Genomic DNA, 14042 nt, shown 5'->3' on the forward strand with positions numbered 1-14042 from the left:
TCACTTTTAGTGTGTGATTGGTATTAAAATATTTATGACTAGCTGATTGCTCCTTATCGATATCAAGAAGACTCTAAGCTCATAACTCACCATTCACCTGCTCACCACTCCATAAACTCCCACGCACTCTTATACGCATCCTTTTCCTGGGCATAAGTAATAAAGTCCGCATAGAAGGCATGCTGTGAAAGTGTACTACTATCGCCAATTACTATCAGCTTTTTGCGAGCCCTGGTCATAGCCACATTCATACGGCGTACCTCTGATAGAAAGCCAATTACATTGTCCACATTACTGCGCACCATGCTGATGTATATCACATCGCGCTCTTGGCCCTGGAAGCTATCAATGGTATTTACAGTAATAGTGTTGGGTAGATCTGGGTGTGAGGCTACAGCTTGTTTTAATACTTCCACCTGGTGGCGGTAGGGGGAAATGACACCTACACTAGGAAATGGGGCGTCTGCAAATAGCGGTTGCAGGTGACTAACCAGTAGGGACAAGTGCTTTATTAAGAAGGCCGCTTCTTCCGGATTTGACACACTGGTGCCTTCCCAGGCTTCTTCAAAACCACAACCTGCCGTATCAATAAAGACAAGTGGTGCTTCATCTGGCGCCAGTATATGATGTGCTACAGACACATGTGCCTGTAAGCGACTTCTATAAAACTCCCTGGAGGGGAAGCCTGCAATGTTTTCATTCATGCGGTATTGCTCTTCCAGCAATACGACTGCCTCGGGGTGAAGAGCTACACATTTTTCCATAAGTGTTTCACTGAGTCCACTACGCGCTGCCACTTCCGATTTAATGGTAGGAGGTAACTGATAATGGTCGCCCGCCATCACTAGTTTTTTGGCTTTCAGGATAGGTATCCAGCAGGCGGGTTCCAATGCTTGTCCAGCTTCATCGATTACAACCGTATGGTAACGCAAATGGCGAATCGTATAATGATTAGCACCCACCAGCGTAGCGGTAATGACTTGTGCTCTAGAAAGCAGGTCTTCAGTTATGTATTGCTCTGTACGTTCAGCTTCCTTCTGTACGTTGCGCGCTTCTGTGTATAATGCCTTGCGTTGCTCGCGTTCTGCTGGGCCAAAACTGCGCTTGTACTTCTGCGCCATATCGCGATACTCTGCGGCTTGCTTTTTAAGACGCTTGATTTCTTTAAAACTAGGATGCGCAGTTATCTTACTATCTAATGATAAGGACAATTGTTCTTCTGACACCCGCGCCGGGTTGCCAATGCGTAATACATTGAGACTTATCTTAGATAGCTTTTCACTTAACAGGTCTACTGCTGCATTGCTGGGTGCTACTACCAATATGGGTTGCCGATCTTGCTGCAATAGCGCTTTAATGGCTTGTACCAATGTAGTGGTCTTACCCGTGCCCGGCGGGCCATGCACTATCGCTAGTTCATTGGCTGAAAGGATTTTTTGTACTGCTTCTTGCTGACTAGCATTTAAGCGATTGTTGATATAGGGAGTTTCAAGTGGTTGAAAGGTAGCCTTGGTAGTACCGGTCAGTAGCCGGGTTAAGTGACCTTCCTCTTTTTTCTCTGCCACTAATGGGGCCAGCTTCAGTGTGGCCTCCATCTCGGTATAGCTGTTTTCATCAAACACCGCATCTACGCCCAGCTTGCCGTTACGTGTCCAGTCGGGCAGATCATCTACACGCAGGCTGATCTTTAGCCGGTTACCGCTGATGTAAGAAATGGTACCCTCTATACGGTCGTTTTTAGCATCATGATTAGAGAATAGTGCGGCCGTCATACCAAAACGCAGCTGGTGAACAATGTCCTGGTGGGTAGTACGTTCAATCTCTACCGTTAGGTAGTCGCCCCGGCCAATCTCTGTATCTCTTATAGCCACTGGGTACCAGCTCATGCCAACTTCGCGGCGTTCGGCTACAGGCGTATAATGTAATAATTGTTCGTAGGATCGTCTGTCTTCCTCTTTTTCCAGTTGTAATAATTCTTTAAGCCTCTTGAAATAATCCATCCGGCAAAGGTAATCAACGGAAATGTGCAGTGTGTAGGCTTGTGGCAGGCCTTATTTAATACCTGAGAGCTGTTGGGAAGCGTAATTGGCTACTGATCGATCTATGAATTGATGTTGGGAAAAACGCGTTACTTATACATGAATGCTATCCAGCACAGCTGTTTCTGTAAGTTTCAATGAAGAATCAACAATGCCTATCCGTACCCGCTTTGCCTGGGGGCGCGTACGGTTTACTGGTTTGCCGGGGTCTGAAAAGTATAGAAAGGCAAACAGTAACAGCATAACAGACAGTAAAATGAAAATGGGAATGAATGTCTGTTTCATTGACTTGTAATATTCAGGTACAAAAATCCTTTCTTCCCTAATGTCAAACAACCGTAATTGTACGGATGTTTGACACTACGGCTGCTTACTTCCTTTTCAACGCTTCTGCTATAGCTTTTTCTACCAGTGGTTCCATTACTTTGTAGCCAGCAAGCGTTGGATGTACTTCATCGTTTGTATATCTTTTGTCCAGTCCTCTCCGTTCATCAACCATAGCCGAGTAATAGTCTACATACACCAGTTTATTCTTAGTGCAATATTCTTTTATCATAGCATTCAGGGCTGCAATCTTTTCTATAGGTTGTATCTGGGGGCGCCAGCGGTATGAATAGGCGGGCAAAACAGACGATAGTACTACACGAATATGATTGGCTTTAGCCAGTTCAGCCATCGACACAATATTTCCCAAAATAGCTTCTAGGGTAATGGGGCCCGTATTCTCAGCAATATCGTTTGTGCCAGCAAGGATCACTACTACGGCAGGCTTCAGTTCAATTACATCCTGTCTGAAGCGAAGCAGCATTTGAGGAGTGGTTTGGCCGCTGATACCGCGGTTAATGTAAGGCTTGCCGGCAAAAAAAGCACTATCCGCTTTTCGCCATCCTTCTGTAATTGAGTTGCCCATAAATACCACCCGCTTCTCCTTGGCAGTTGGTGGTGGCAATTGCTTGTTGTCGGCCGCATAGCGTTTAAGGTTAGCCCAGTCCGTTTTCATAGCATCATCCTGGCCAAATGCCCATAAGGAAAGAAAGCTTAGCATGATTAGCAATAGTTTATTCATGTGTTAGGGATGTTTTAGAAGGGTAGTAAAATGTAAACCTACTACAATCTAGTAAATAGAAAATAACTGCTAAGCGAATACGTAAGTGGCACTACTAGTTACTAAAGACAATCATAAGAAAAAGTTAATCAATGGGCATTTCTATCCACCGTTTGTCAACATACGTAGAAATACGATTGTCTGGTATTAAACCTTCGCTGAAATTTGAAGTCTTATCGGTAAGATAAGTCGACATATGCAAAAACTAACTGTTACTCTTTTTATTTTTTCATTCCTGTTACTGGGCGTGGCGCTTTGTGTTGTACCTGAATTAATCCATAACAAACAAAAAGAGATCATTCAGCTGGCTTTGTTCATTCTGGCTTGCCTTATTGATATAGTGGCCTTGCGTCATCATCAAAAACATTCCATAACACGCTAATTCTCATTCGGACGGTTGATTATAGTTTTTCTCTTGTGCATTCCTATAAACAGTAGGTCCCGCTTTGGCGGGACTTTGTTTTCTTATAGGGTACGCTTATGCGAGTTCCAGTTAAGTAGTTGAGTGTAATGCCATTTGGAATTTGGGCTTTGGAATTCAGATTTCCAAATACCAACCTATTCAATTGAAAACGATAGTGTTGATAGGCATTAAAGATATTACTGCCGCATTTTCTCTATCTTGTCCACATGATCAAGTACCTCCTCTTTTTAAGCAGTTTTGCCACACTACAGGCTGCTGCACAGAAAACGGCTGTTTCTAAAAACATTCAGCAGGCCATGGATCGTATTGATACCAATACGATTCGCTCTCATATAGCTTACCTGGCCGACGATCGCTTAAAGGGGCGTCTTCCTGGTACGGAGGGCTACCAAATGGCGGTGGATTATGTGATTGACCAATATAAAAAAATGGGGGTAGCACCCGGTGGCGATAATGGTTCATATACCCAAAAACTGATCCTGCGTAAATCTATTGTCAACAATACATCGGCTGTTGCTGTGTTGAAAGATGGTAATGGCAATATCGACTCGTTGGTATTTGCCAAAGACTTTGCGCCGGCACCGCACCCTATGAAAGCCAATGCGGTTGCAGAAGGCAAGTTGGTGTTTGTGGGTTATGGAGTAGAAATTCCCAACTTCTACTCCGATTATGCGGGTGTGGATGTAAAAGGAAAAATAGTGGTGTTTGTAAACGGTGTACCTGATGGCCTGCATTCTACGCTGGCTGCGCATTTCTCTAATGCCGGTAATAAAATGACAACAGCGTATGAAAAAGGAGCAGCAGGTGTAGTTAGTATCAACCTGATGGCACGTGGGGCTGCCACCGCCAGTCCTGTGCTGCAAGCTAATGTGGCCTTGAATCCTGAAAAAACGGTTGCTTATGGCCGTGGGTTTGTGGGCAATCTGCCGCTTGTGTTGAATGGTTATAAATCTTTGCTGGGCCGTTTGTTCCTGAACTCAGGTAAAAAGCTGGAGCAAGTATTGGCAGATATTAAAAACAAAAAACCGTCTTCATTTGAATTGCCTGTAACGCTGGCTGCCAGTTATGCTACTACGCACAACGATTTTGAGAGCTATAATGTAGTAGGACTTATTCCCGGATCAGACAAGCAATTAAAGAAAGAATATGTAGTGCACTCTGCGCATTTGGATCACGTAGGAATTGGCAAGCCGGTTAATGGCGACTCTATCTACAACGGTGCTCATGATAATGCATCGGGCGTAGCATCACTATTGGAAATAGCACGCGTTTATAAATCTTCTGGTGCCAAACCCAAGCGTTCTATATTGATCGTAATGGTAACAGGTGAAGAAATGGGACTTATTGGTTCTTCCTATTTCGCGGCCAATCCTACAGTACCTAAGTCGTCTATTGTAGCCGATGTAAATACCGATATGCCTACCTTGATTGCGCCATTGCTATCTGTAGTGCCCTTGGGTGCTGAGCATTCCAGCCTGATGGATAATGTGCAGTTTGCAGCTGGCCATCTTGGACTGGATATAGAAAAAGATCCAGAGCCAGCAGAGAACCGCTTTGTACGTAGCGACCAATACAGTTTTGTAATGAGTGGTATTCCGGCCCTGCACATTAAGTATGGCAACAAAACAAATACACCAGGATTTGATATGGTGAAATTTGTAAAAGAATGGCGTGCTAAATACTATCACCAGGCGGCTGATGGTATGGATGGCATCTTTGATTTTGCTGCCGCTAAAACCTATGTGAAGTTGAACTTTTTGATCAGCTATTCCATTGCGCAAAATACTGCGCGACCTACCTGGAATAAAGGCGATTTATTTGGACCTGCGGAGAAAGAAGGTGTAGCCAGTAAATAAGAATCGTTTAGAATAATTATAATCGAACTACCATAAAAAGAGGAGGCATGAAAATGCCTCCTCTTTTTATTTTTAAGGAAAGCTGTTTTAGGAGAAAATTGGGCGATGCATAGTTGAATCAAATAGCTATTGTTTTAAATAAGACTTCTGGCAAAAGCTTACCCGGACTCTAGATGAGCTTTAGCCAACCCCGTAAGGATACGGAGTTGGTCAGAACTCTGGTAGGCTTGGGGCAGAAAGTGGGCTTACCTTTTAGAGTAGAAAAAGGCTAGTATGTGCTGCCGAGACCACGGTATTCTTTCTTATAGCCGGCAGCTAAAAGCTCATAGTTTGCTTTTATTACATGTGTATAACTAAAGGTGGCGGAAGACTTGGAAAGGGGTGGTTAGAATGGTAGATTTGCTAAATAATTTAGTATTAAACCGCTTCTTACCGTATGGCTAAACAAACGAATCAATACTATATTGGCCGGCAGGGCAACCTGCTCTACTACCAGTGGCGGGATGTCTTTTGTATACGCACCAAGGGTACGCTGGATAAAAAACGCTTCTATGAAGACAAAGCCTTTGAAGGCAGTAGAAAACGGGCGGTGGAGTTTGGTGAGGCCAGTAAGCTGGCTGCGAAAATATACGAGCAACTACCTGCAGTATTAAAAGTACGTGGGTTCATTGGTAGGGTTACAGGGCTTGTGCATCGAAAGTTGATGGCAGGCAAAAGTAGGGAAACGGTTATGCTGGAATTGTTGATGGAGTATGGCGTTATAACTAAAGCAATGTTTGAAAGGCTGGGAGGTAAGGAGCGTATAAATAGTCAACATTCTACGTTGTCACGCTATGGGATAAACGAAAATATAAATTTTTATTTCTGGTGGGTGAATGACAGTGGTGTTTTGCAGCAACAATGTACAAAAGCACTGGAACCGCCGAGTGGTTAAGTGTAATCATTTTTCCTGTCAAGCATTCTTTGCTGCTACATCAGGTTCAAACATGCAGCACATGTTCCAGGCTATTAGAGCCGTCTGAAAAAGCGAAACAAGGTGTTAAGTATTGTGTCTATTTACTACTCGCCTTTGCTTTTTGTTTATTATTGAGTTAAAAGCTGTTATTTCAATTGCGCCAAGTATCCACCAGGTTGGCCATCTTAACCAAATATAGAGAAGATTGAAGCCGTCAACTATTTCAAATTTTCTATAGACATTAGCCACTTCAACTTTTGAAGAAAGCATTGGGAAGATGATAAACAGTATAGCAAAGCGAATAACAATGACTTTCCAACTAATCTCCTTTACTATATCAAATTTCAACAACAGTATGTTGAATAAAATGATTACCGATAGTAGTATAATATCAAAATAACCAAAAAGAGTAAAGGGCGTAGCTGGTTCCATTCTAAAGTTTAAGCATTTAGTAAAGTACAATTCTATGACAAGGAATTTGAAATATTGAATAAATCATCTTTTTAGGTCCCCGCCATGTCTCCTAAGCCTGGCTTAGTGTGTTAGCAGGGACACGGCGGTAGCAGGAGTACTGACTGGATCTTTTCTCAGTGGTTGCTTTGAAGAAATACAAGAAAGCAGGTTGCCTTACTTGTCTCGACTGCCACCGTGTCCCTTCCTGTGCACAAGCCCACCCAAAGGAGACACGGCGGGAACCGAACTTCTATTATAGTTCTTAATCGTCTTACTCTTTAAGTTTACGGAAAAGTAAAGGCATGGTTTCCACATCCAGCGCCTCCATATCTATAAGCTTCAATGATTTGACCATTTTTAGCGTAGTAGATTTATACGTTTGGAAATGCGGTGTCTTTAAATGCGCCTCATAGGCTTCTTTGCTGGCATATATTTCCAGGATCCTTATATGGGTTGGCGCCTCTTTCTGATACATGGGATAAATGGAAATAACGCCCGGTTCTAATTGTACAGATGCTTTGGACTCCTCTTTGAGAATGGTTTTGTATTGGTCAATATAGCTTGAGTCTATTTCAATTTCTGATAAGCGTATCAACATAATATTCTTTTGTGCAAAAACAGTTTGTGATAATAGAAGAATCAGTATACTAATTGCGCCATGTTTCATTTGATTAGGTTGTTACTGATGAACATAATAATTTCTTTTCATTCTTGTATAAAATCGATCGGTTTAGGTCTCTGCAAAGAAGAGAGCCTCGCTACTGTAGAACCATAGGCTCTCCTTTTTTCCTTTGGTTAAAGTTATCACCACCATTTTTCCGTGATCGTTTTAGGCCTGCAATTTTGGGATTGAATTTAGCCTGGTGGTAAAATGTAATAAATATTGCATTTTGTTGGATATGAGGGAAGTAGTTCTTATCCACTTTTGCTTTCTCTATAACAGTAATGCTTTTGACTTTGCTGCTATTCAGTACTGCATTTACAAATTCTGCTACTTGATAAGATTCAATGATGTCTAGTTTATACTGATATTGTCCATTTACAATATATAGGCTGGAGTAAGGTTCTTTATTCCTTGTATTATTTGTAGTATGAACCAGGTTTGACCGATTGAATTTTATAGTGTCTGTGTAAATAGCTTGTTTCAAGCTGTCCATAAACGGTATAAGCCTATCTCCATTAATTATAAGTATAGAGTCTGTCTGGGTTGCTTCCTTGTCTGATTGAGCAACAACTTGAGTATAGAGCAATACAAAAAGTAAAGTCAAAACACCAATTCGCATAGTGAGTATAATTACGGCTGACAATTAAATATACGCAACTGCTTATGAGTTTTAAGGCCCCTGCCGTGTCTCCTAAGTTTGAATTAGTGTGTTAGCAGGGACAAAGTGTGGACTGAGAAACTACTAGCAATCATTTCATTTGTATCAAAACATTCTTATAGTTTGCCTGAAAGGCTGCCCAATCCGTTTGCTTGAAAAATATAGTGTTTAAAAAAGTGGTAACAGCATTTACAGTCAGCTCGCCTGCTTTTTTGCCGCCAATAGGTCCAAATCGATTTCGATATTTTGTAGGTATGGAATCCATAGGTAAATGTGCGGCATCCAAAAAATCGCCGTGTAACATGCCGGGTACTTTCAAGCGTATAGTGGTTGCAGCCTTTGCTGAATTGAATTCAAACTGGCCATCTCTTCTTTTTTCATTGCGTTCAGTGCCCCATTGTTCCACAGCTAAATCTTCTACATCATCGGGCTGTGTAGTAATGTATAAAATAGGTTGAGTGGGTTGTGCGGATTTTGCAGCCTCAATAACATCGCCATCTAAATTAACCAGGGCTTTGATCTGGGCGCTTTTGCTACCTGTCAGCAATGTGGCAGCACCTGAAATGGAATGTCCAACAGCAGCCACTTTTTCTAGATCCAGTGCTGCCGCCAGAGGCCAGCTACTATTCTTATTAAGGCGTTCAAGTTGCTGTACAGCAAATAGCATATCTTCTGCCTGTAAGGCATAGCGATCAATACGGCCACCAGTCCACTGTCCAAAGGACTGATCAGGGAATTGCACTGCTTGCGAAACAGGCTGGCCGGCCAGCGCTACTACGATATAACCCTTTCTGACTAAGGGGAGGATCAGTTCGGAATAGTCGGTTGGCAACCACCCCATGCCTGGAGAAAATAAAATAACGGGATGCTTCTCCTGAACTTTCTCCTTTTGACTCGTTCCTGTAAAGGTGGCTTGTGCCATTTTATTAGCAGCCCACCCCCCTAATTTGGAAGCCATAGCTTCAAAGTGTTGCCGTTGCCAGGCTTCTGTTGGTAATACGGGTTGTTGCAGCGGTTGTTGATTGGCGTTAGCTAGAGGATAATAAAGAAAAACGGATAGCTCTCTTTCTTTCCTTTGTGGATCTCGCCAATGCTCCCACACTCTGCCCACACTATAGTTGCCAGGATTGTTGGAAACTTGAAAGGGAGATATGTTCTTATCGAAATATTGCGCAGCAGAATCTTCTGAATGACACCCAGATAAGACTACCCAAATAGTGAGGGTTACTATGCGAGTCAATTTTTTCATAGCCTGTTTCTTTTACCAGTAAGAGTCAAATTATACGAGGCGGCGACTGGTCATTCAAATTTAGGCGCTTTTTTATAACAGGTTTAACAGCTACTCGACTAATGCGGGTATGCAAGGTTGTTAGACGAGCCTTTTTTGCTGTGCTTATGTAGCGATAGAGTCTGTGTTGTTTTTTCGTTGCCGTTGGTCGCCGACCAACGGTTCTTTAATTGACTAATGCATGTCCCTTTAATGAGAGCATTGCGCGCAACTTTTTACTGCCGTGTACAAAGGAACTTAATGAACCACCATTAGTGTATTACAATTCCTTTGCAGCATTTGAAGACGGTAATGATTCTTTTCAGTTGCTGACACAGTTTTAGGATATATAGAACCGTTGGTCGGCGACCCCAAGTGTCCGAAAGCTATAATAGACAGTAGAGAGCGTACTCTTTGAAGCAGTTTCCTTTGCGCCCCTCTGCGGTTTCTCTGTGGCCTTTGCGGTAAAAAAACAACCGCAAAGCCGCGCAAAGAAGGCGCAAAGCAACGCAAAGAACAACATTCGAACACTTAGGGTCGGCGACCAACGGCAACAAAAGGAAAGCTCGGGTGTTGTGCGATGGCTTATTCTACAAACTGCTCCCCCGAAGCATATTTATAGCCAACAAACTTTACAAGTAATAAAAAAGCTATTAATAAGCAAATCATTAATAGCCAGCCAAAGCTAACCTTATACCTCTTCCCACTTATACATATAGAGGGCTGTCTTTTGAAAAGCAGAGCGATAGCGCATACAACCAACCCTGTTACCCAAAGGATTCTAAAGAAAAGCTTGTTTTTGTGCTTATGAATTTGGGCTACCTCAAAATTCAAGTACTCATAACCATTTTTAGAAAGGGCGTATATTTCTTTATCCTTTGTTAGGATGGTTACGGTATCTCCGGCATCAACCTCTGATTTGAATTTAGTATAGTCCATATACTTGTAATCGATTCCTGATATTTTATACTTTGCCTCTTCTTCCTTAAAGTATAACTCAATCCAGTAGTTTTTTCCCTTTCCTGCGCTAGCCTTAAAAGCAGGCCGGTATGCTAGTGTATGTTTTTTTTCGTTTAATTCATGTTTGTCATCAATTGGTCTTAGAAAAAAAGTCAATGCAAAGAAGAACAAGAATACAAACACTCCGATTCGAAACTGCTCTTTTATCTCTTGCCACTTAGTATCCATAGTATTGCGTACAACAAGTAAATATAAGCAACTGCCTAAGACTTTTAACTACTTACGAAATCTGCTATAGTAAAGAGATTAGCAATGTCTTGCTGTTGCGTTTTTGATGTTTCTGATTTTACATTGCCTCTGCTGTAATGTGAAATGGGAAACATGGAAAACGAAACTATTAAAAGAGTAAAGTCAGATGTTATTAAACAGCGTTTATGAACAAATCATAAAATAGGGTTTCACTCTTACTTGTCAGAAGTCGCAATAATCAGTTGAGCCAGTCAGTTCTGCCCAACGTGCAGAAAGCAGTTTAGCATAATCAAGTGAGAACAAACCATAGGAGCCTAGTGCGTAACCATCATTGGCTTCTACCAGTAAGGTCTCTCCTTTATCCGTTACACCAAAGTCCATAGCATAACCATTGGGTGCCGATGTATAGCTTTTCAGCGCCTCCTGAATGATCGTAGGGTCGTAATGAAGGCGCCAGTCGCCACGGTAGGGCCTTACGTCTATGATCTTACCATAGCGTACATAACATCTCCATTCACTTAGAAAGGATACCGGTTCAGAACACCAGATCTCTATATCCTCTAATGGGTTGTAGCAACCAATCAGGTCGCGTTCTTCTTTAAGCAATACACCGGGAAAGGTTTTTAGTGACCTTGCCGGTTTAATAAATACGTTTCGTTGATTGGTATTACGCACTATTGCGTGTACAGTGGATTTCCAAACCTTACGACCTAGAAAGGGATGTAATTCCTCAGGGTAATCTAAAGGGTCAGGAAAAGGGATATTCAGATTTTCAAAAGCACTCTTAATATCTCCAATGCCACCAACCACTACATCTTCAGGCTGACTATCAGTTAGGAGGCGTGCATCTTTAAAGGGGCATATCTCCCAGCCAAGATGCCGGAAGCCATCTAGGGCAATAAAAGAATTGATATTAGAACATTCGTTGTCTGATCCTTTTTGGATATATACTCTCATTAGCAGTCCGGTTTGTGGTGCTACGAAATAGTCTTTACCCTTGCAGGCCTTGGTATTCCGTATTAGCGCAAAAGGTTGAAGATAATCAATGTTTGATTTGTCGGTGGATTGTGAAAGGGGAGTAGTTGGCCCTCAGCATCTTTGGAAATAAGGAACTTAACTATTATACGCTATCCCAAAAAGCAAAAGAGCCTTACTTTTGTCGCCATGGCAACAGATAGTAACAAGTTTCAGGCAATAATATCGCATTGCAAAGAATATGGCTTTATTTTCCCTTCTTCTGAGATCTATGATGGCTTAGGCGCCGTATACGACTATGGACAGTGGGGTAGTGAGCTGAAGAAAAATATAAAGGATTATTGGTGGATGAGTATGACCCGCATGTATGAGAATATTGTGGGTATTGATGCTGCCATTTTTATGCATCCTACCACCTGGAAGGCTAGCGGCCACGTAGACAACTTCTCTGACCCCATGATCGACAACAAGGACAGTAAGAAGCGCTACCGCGTGGATCACCTGTTGGAGGCAAAGGCTGATGAGCTGGAGCAGCAGGGCCAGAAGGAGCAGGCAGAGCTATTGCTGAAGCAAATGGACAGCCTGTTGGCAAATGATGATTTTGACGGTTTAAAAACCTTGATCGAGAACAATAAGATCGTGTGCGCTGTCAGCGGCACGGCTAACTGGACAGAGGTGCGTCAGTTTAACCTGATGTTCTCTACCGAGTTTGGTGCTGTCTCTGACGAGGATGGCGATAATATCGTATACCTGCGCCCTGAAACGGCACAAGGTATTTTTGTGAACTTCCTGAACGTACAGAAGACGGGCCGCATGAAGATACCATTTGGTATTGCCCAGATTGGTAAGGCTTTCCGTAACGAGATCGTAGCCCGCCAGTTCATCTTCCGTATGCGTGAGTTCGAGCAAATGGAAATGCAGTTCTTCATACGCCCTGGCACTCAAAAGCAGTGGTATGAATACTGGAAAGAAGAGCGTATGAAGTGGCATTTGAGCCTGGGTATTCCCGCCGATCAATACCGCTTTCACGATCACGTAAAGCTGGCGCACTATGCCGATGCAGCCTGCGATATTGAATTCAACTTCCCTATTGGTTTTAAAGAAGTAGAAGGTATTCACTCCCGTACTGACTTTGATTTAAAAAATCACCAGGAGTACAGCCGTAAAAAGATGCAGTACTTCGATAACGATATTGATGAGGCCACTGGTAAGCCGTATGGTAATTATATTCCATATGTAGTAGAAACTTCTATTGGAGTAGATAGAACGGTAATGATGGTATTAAGCCATGCTTATGAGGAGCAAGACCTGAGCACCGCGGAAAAGCAAGACAGCCGTGTGGTGTTGAAGTTTCCTGCTAAGCTGGCGCCCATTAAACTGGCTATTCTGCCGCTGGTGAAGAAAGATGGTTTGCCAGAGATCGCCCGCCAGATCATGGACGAGTGCAAGCCTCATTTTAAGTGTTTCTACGAAGAAAAAGACACAATTGGTAAGCGTTACCGTCGTATGGATGCTATTGGTACGCCGTTCTGTATTACCGTAGACCATCAAACGAAAGAAGATAATATGGTAACTATCCGTTACCGGGATACTATGCAACAAGAGCGTGTGCCAGTAGCAAAAGTGAAAGAAATCATCTTACAATCCTTGGTTTAACATTTCCTTGGGCAGCGAATTTGGTTTGGCAGAATGTCTATATTGCCAAACCAAATTCAACTTTATGAAGAAAGTGCTTTCTGCTATTGCAATTGCATGCTTATCCGTATCCTCTGTTTCGGCTCAACAAACTACTACTGAAAATCCACCCTCTGTAGGACAAACAACCTTTTTTGCTGAATTAGGTGGCCCAGGGGTGTTATTCTCCGCTAATATCGACCGTCGGTTTAAAAAGACTAATCTAGGCTGGGGTGGTCGTGTAGGCCTTGGCTTTGTTTCCGGTAATTATTATGATTGGGAAAAGAATACTTACGACCAGATGTCCATCGTTACCGTACCAGTACAGGTTAACTACGTATTTGGTAAGGGCGAATCGCCACATACTTTCGAAGTGGGAGCTGGTGCTACCTTCTTAGGTAAAAGAATAGATGTATTTGATAATTTCATGGATAGCGGTAGAACGAGTGTTATGGGTACCGCTGCCTTTATGTACCGTCGTCAGCCTAAAAATGGCGGCTTTACCTGGCGTATAGGCTTTACGCCCTTTATTTATGATGGGTATATCCAGGCATCTGCTGGGGTAAGTGTGGGATATGCGTTTTAACCCCCTGTCCCCCTAAAGGGGAGACTTAGGTCAGAAAGACCTTTGTTAAAAAAACATCATTATAGTCAAATTATAATAAGAATGCCTCCCTAAGGGAGGCATTCTTATTCACTGTCTTTTTAAGGAATGATTTATAAAAAGGAAAACCATGACCTAAGTCTCCCCTTTAGGGGGACA

At 42.6% G+C, this 14042-nt stretch carries 14 protein-coding genes; 5 read left to right on the forward strand and 9 right to left on the reverse strand.

The annotated features are described in order from the left end of the window. Nucleotides 1-101 precede the first annotated feature (101 nt). The 3 genes from SY85_RS20740 to SY85_RS20750 form a co-directional block, all read right to left on the reverse strand. On the reverse strand, nucleotides 102-2000 hold the full coding sequence (locus tag SY85_RS20740; protein WP_066407196.1) for an AAA domain-containing protein: 1899 nt from the start codon (nucleotides 1998-2000) through the stop codon (nucleotides 102-104). Nucleotides 2001-2132: 132 nt separating this feature from the next. After that, nucleotides 2133-2324 carry a hypothetical protein gene (locus tag SY85_RS20745; protein ID WP_148661250.1) on the reverse strand — a complete coding sequence of 64 codons (192 nt, stop codon included), beginning with the start codon at nucleotides 2322-2324 and terminating at the stop codon, nucleotides 2133-2135. Nucleotides 2325-2409: 85 nt separating this feature from the next. Beyond that, entirely contained in the window at nucleotides 2410-3105 is a 696-nt protein-coding gene (locus SY85_RS20750; protein WP_066407200.1) for an SGNH/GDSL hydrolase family protein, read from the reverse strand. Nucleotides 3106-3340: 235 nt separating this feature from the next. Here SY85_RS20750 and SY85_RS20755 point away from each other — a divergent pair, with 235 nt between their 5' ends. The 3 genes from SY85_RS20755 (at nucleotide 3341) to SY85_RS20765 (ending at nucleotide 6358) form a co-directional block, all read left to right on the forward strand. Further along, a complete protein-coding gene (locus SY85_RS20755) occupies nucleotides 3341-3526 on the forward strand; it encodes a hypothetical protein (RefSeq protein ID WP_066407201.1) in 186 nt (61 codons plus the stop codon). A gap of 248 nt (nucleotides 3527-3774) precedes the next feature. Beyond that, nucleotides 3775-5424 (forward strand): M28 family peptidase, encoded by a 1650-nt coding sequence (locus SY85_RS20760; RefSeq protein ID WP_066407204.1) that lies wholly within the window; start codon nucleotides 3775-3777, stop codon nucleotides 5422-5424. 436 nt (nucleotides 5425-5860) lie between these two features. Next, the gene (locus tag SY85_RS20765; protein WP_066407207.1) at nucleotides 5861-6358 is read left to right on the forward strand and encodes a hypothetical protein; all 498 of its coding nucleotides are present in this window, start codon (nucleotides 5861-5863) and stop codon (nucleotides 6356-6358) included. 105 nt (nucleotides 6359-6463) lie between these two features. On the opposite strand, the gene SY85_RS20770 is transcribed toward SY85_RS20765, so the two are convergent. The 6 genes from SY85_RS20770 to SY85_RS20795 form a co-directional block, all read right to left on the reverse strand. Beyond that, nucleotides 6464-6811 (reverse strand): hypothetical protein, encoded by a 348-nt coding sequence (locus SY85_RS20770; RefSeq protein ID WP_066407209.1) that lies wholly within the window; start codon nucleotides 6809-6811, stop codon nucleotides 6464-6466. A gap of 292 nt (nucleotides 6812-7103) precedes the next feature. After that, nucleotides 7104-7499, reverse strand: coding sequence for a putative quinol monooxygenase (locus SY85_RS20775; RefSeq protein ID WP_226998926.1), 396 nt, complete (start codon nucleotides 7497-7499; stop codon nucleotides 7104-7106). A gap of 91 nt (nucleotides 7500-7590) precedes the next feature. Next, nucleotides 7591-8115 carry a hypothetical protein gene (locus SY85_RS20780; protein WP_066407218.1) on the reverse strand — a complete coding sequence of 175 codons (525 nt, stop codon included), beginning with the start codon at nucleotides 8113-8115 and terminating at the stop codon, nucleotides 7591-7593. Between the two features lie 130 nt (nucleotides 8116-8245). Then, complete coding sequence (locus tag SY85_RS20785) at nucleotides 8246-9403, reverse strand: alpha/beta hydrolase family protein (RefSeq protein WP_066407225.1); 1158 nt, start codon at nucleotides 9401-9403, stop codon at nucleotides 8246-8248. Nucleotides 9404-10006: 603 nt separating this feature from the next. Continuing rightward, on the reverse strand, nucleotides 10007-10609 hold the full coding sequence (locus SY85_RS20790) for a hypothetical protein (RefSeq protein WP_066407227.1): 603 nt from the start codon (nucleotides 10607-10609) through the stop codon (nucleotides 10007-10009). A 243-nt stretch (nucleotides 10610-10852) separates the two neighbouring features. After that, the gene (locus SY85_RS20795) at nucleotides 10853-11587 is read right to left on the reverse strand and encodes an ATP-grasp domain-containing protein (protein WP_066407229.1); all 735 of its coding nucleotides are present in this window, start codon (nucleotides 11585-11587) and stop codon (nucleotides 10853-10855) included. Nucleotides 11588-11794: 207 nt separating this feature from the next. Between SY85_RS20795 and SY85_RS20800 the strand changes: the two genes are divergently transcribed. Both SY85_RS20800 and SY85_RS20805 read left to right on the forward strand, forming a co-directional pair. Then, nucleotides 11795-13261, forward strand: coding sequence for a glycine--tRNA ligase (locus SY85_RS20800; protein ID WP_066407232.1), 1467 nt, complete (start codon nucleotides 11795-11797; stop codon nucleotides 13259-13261). 64 nt (nucleotides 13262-13325) lie between these two features. Continuing rightward, complete coding sequence (locus SY85_RS20805) at nucleotides 13326-13865, forward strand: porin family protein (RefSeq protein ID WP_082886637.1); 540 nt, start codon at nucleotides 13326-13328, stop codon at nucleotides 13863-13865. Nucleotides 13866-14042: the final 177 nt, after the last annotated feature.

This window comes from Flavisolibacter tropicus, from assembly GCF_001644645.1.
Taxonomy (GTDB): Bacteria; Bacteroidota; Bacteroidia; order Chitinophagales; family Chitinophagaceae; genus Flavisolibacter; species Flavisolibacter tropicus.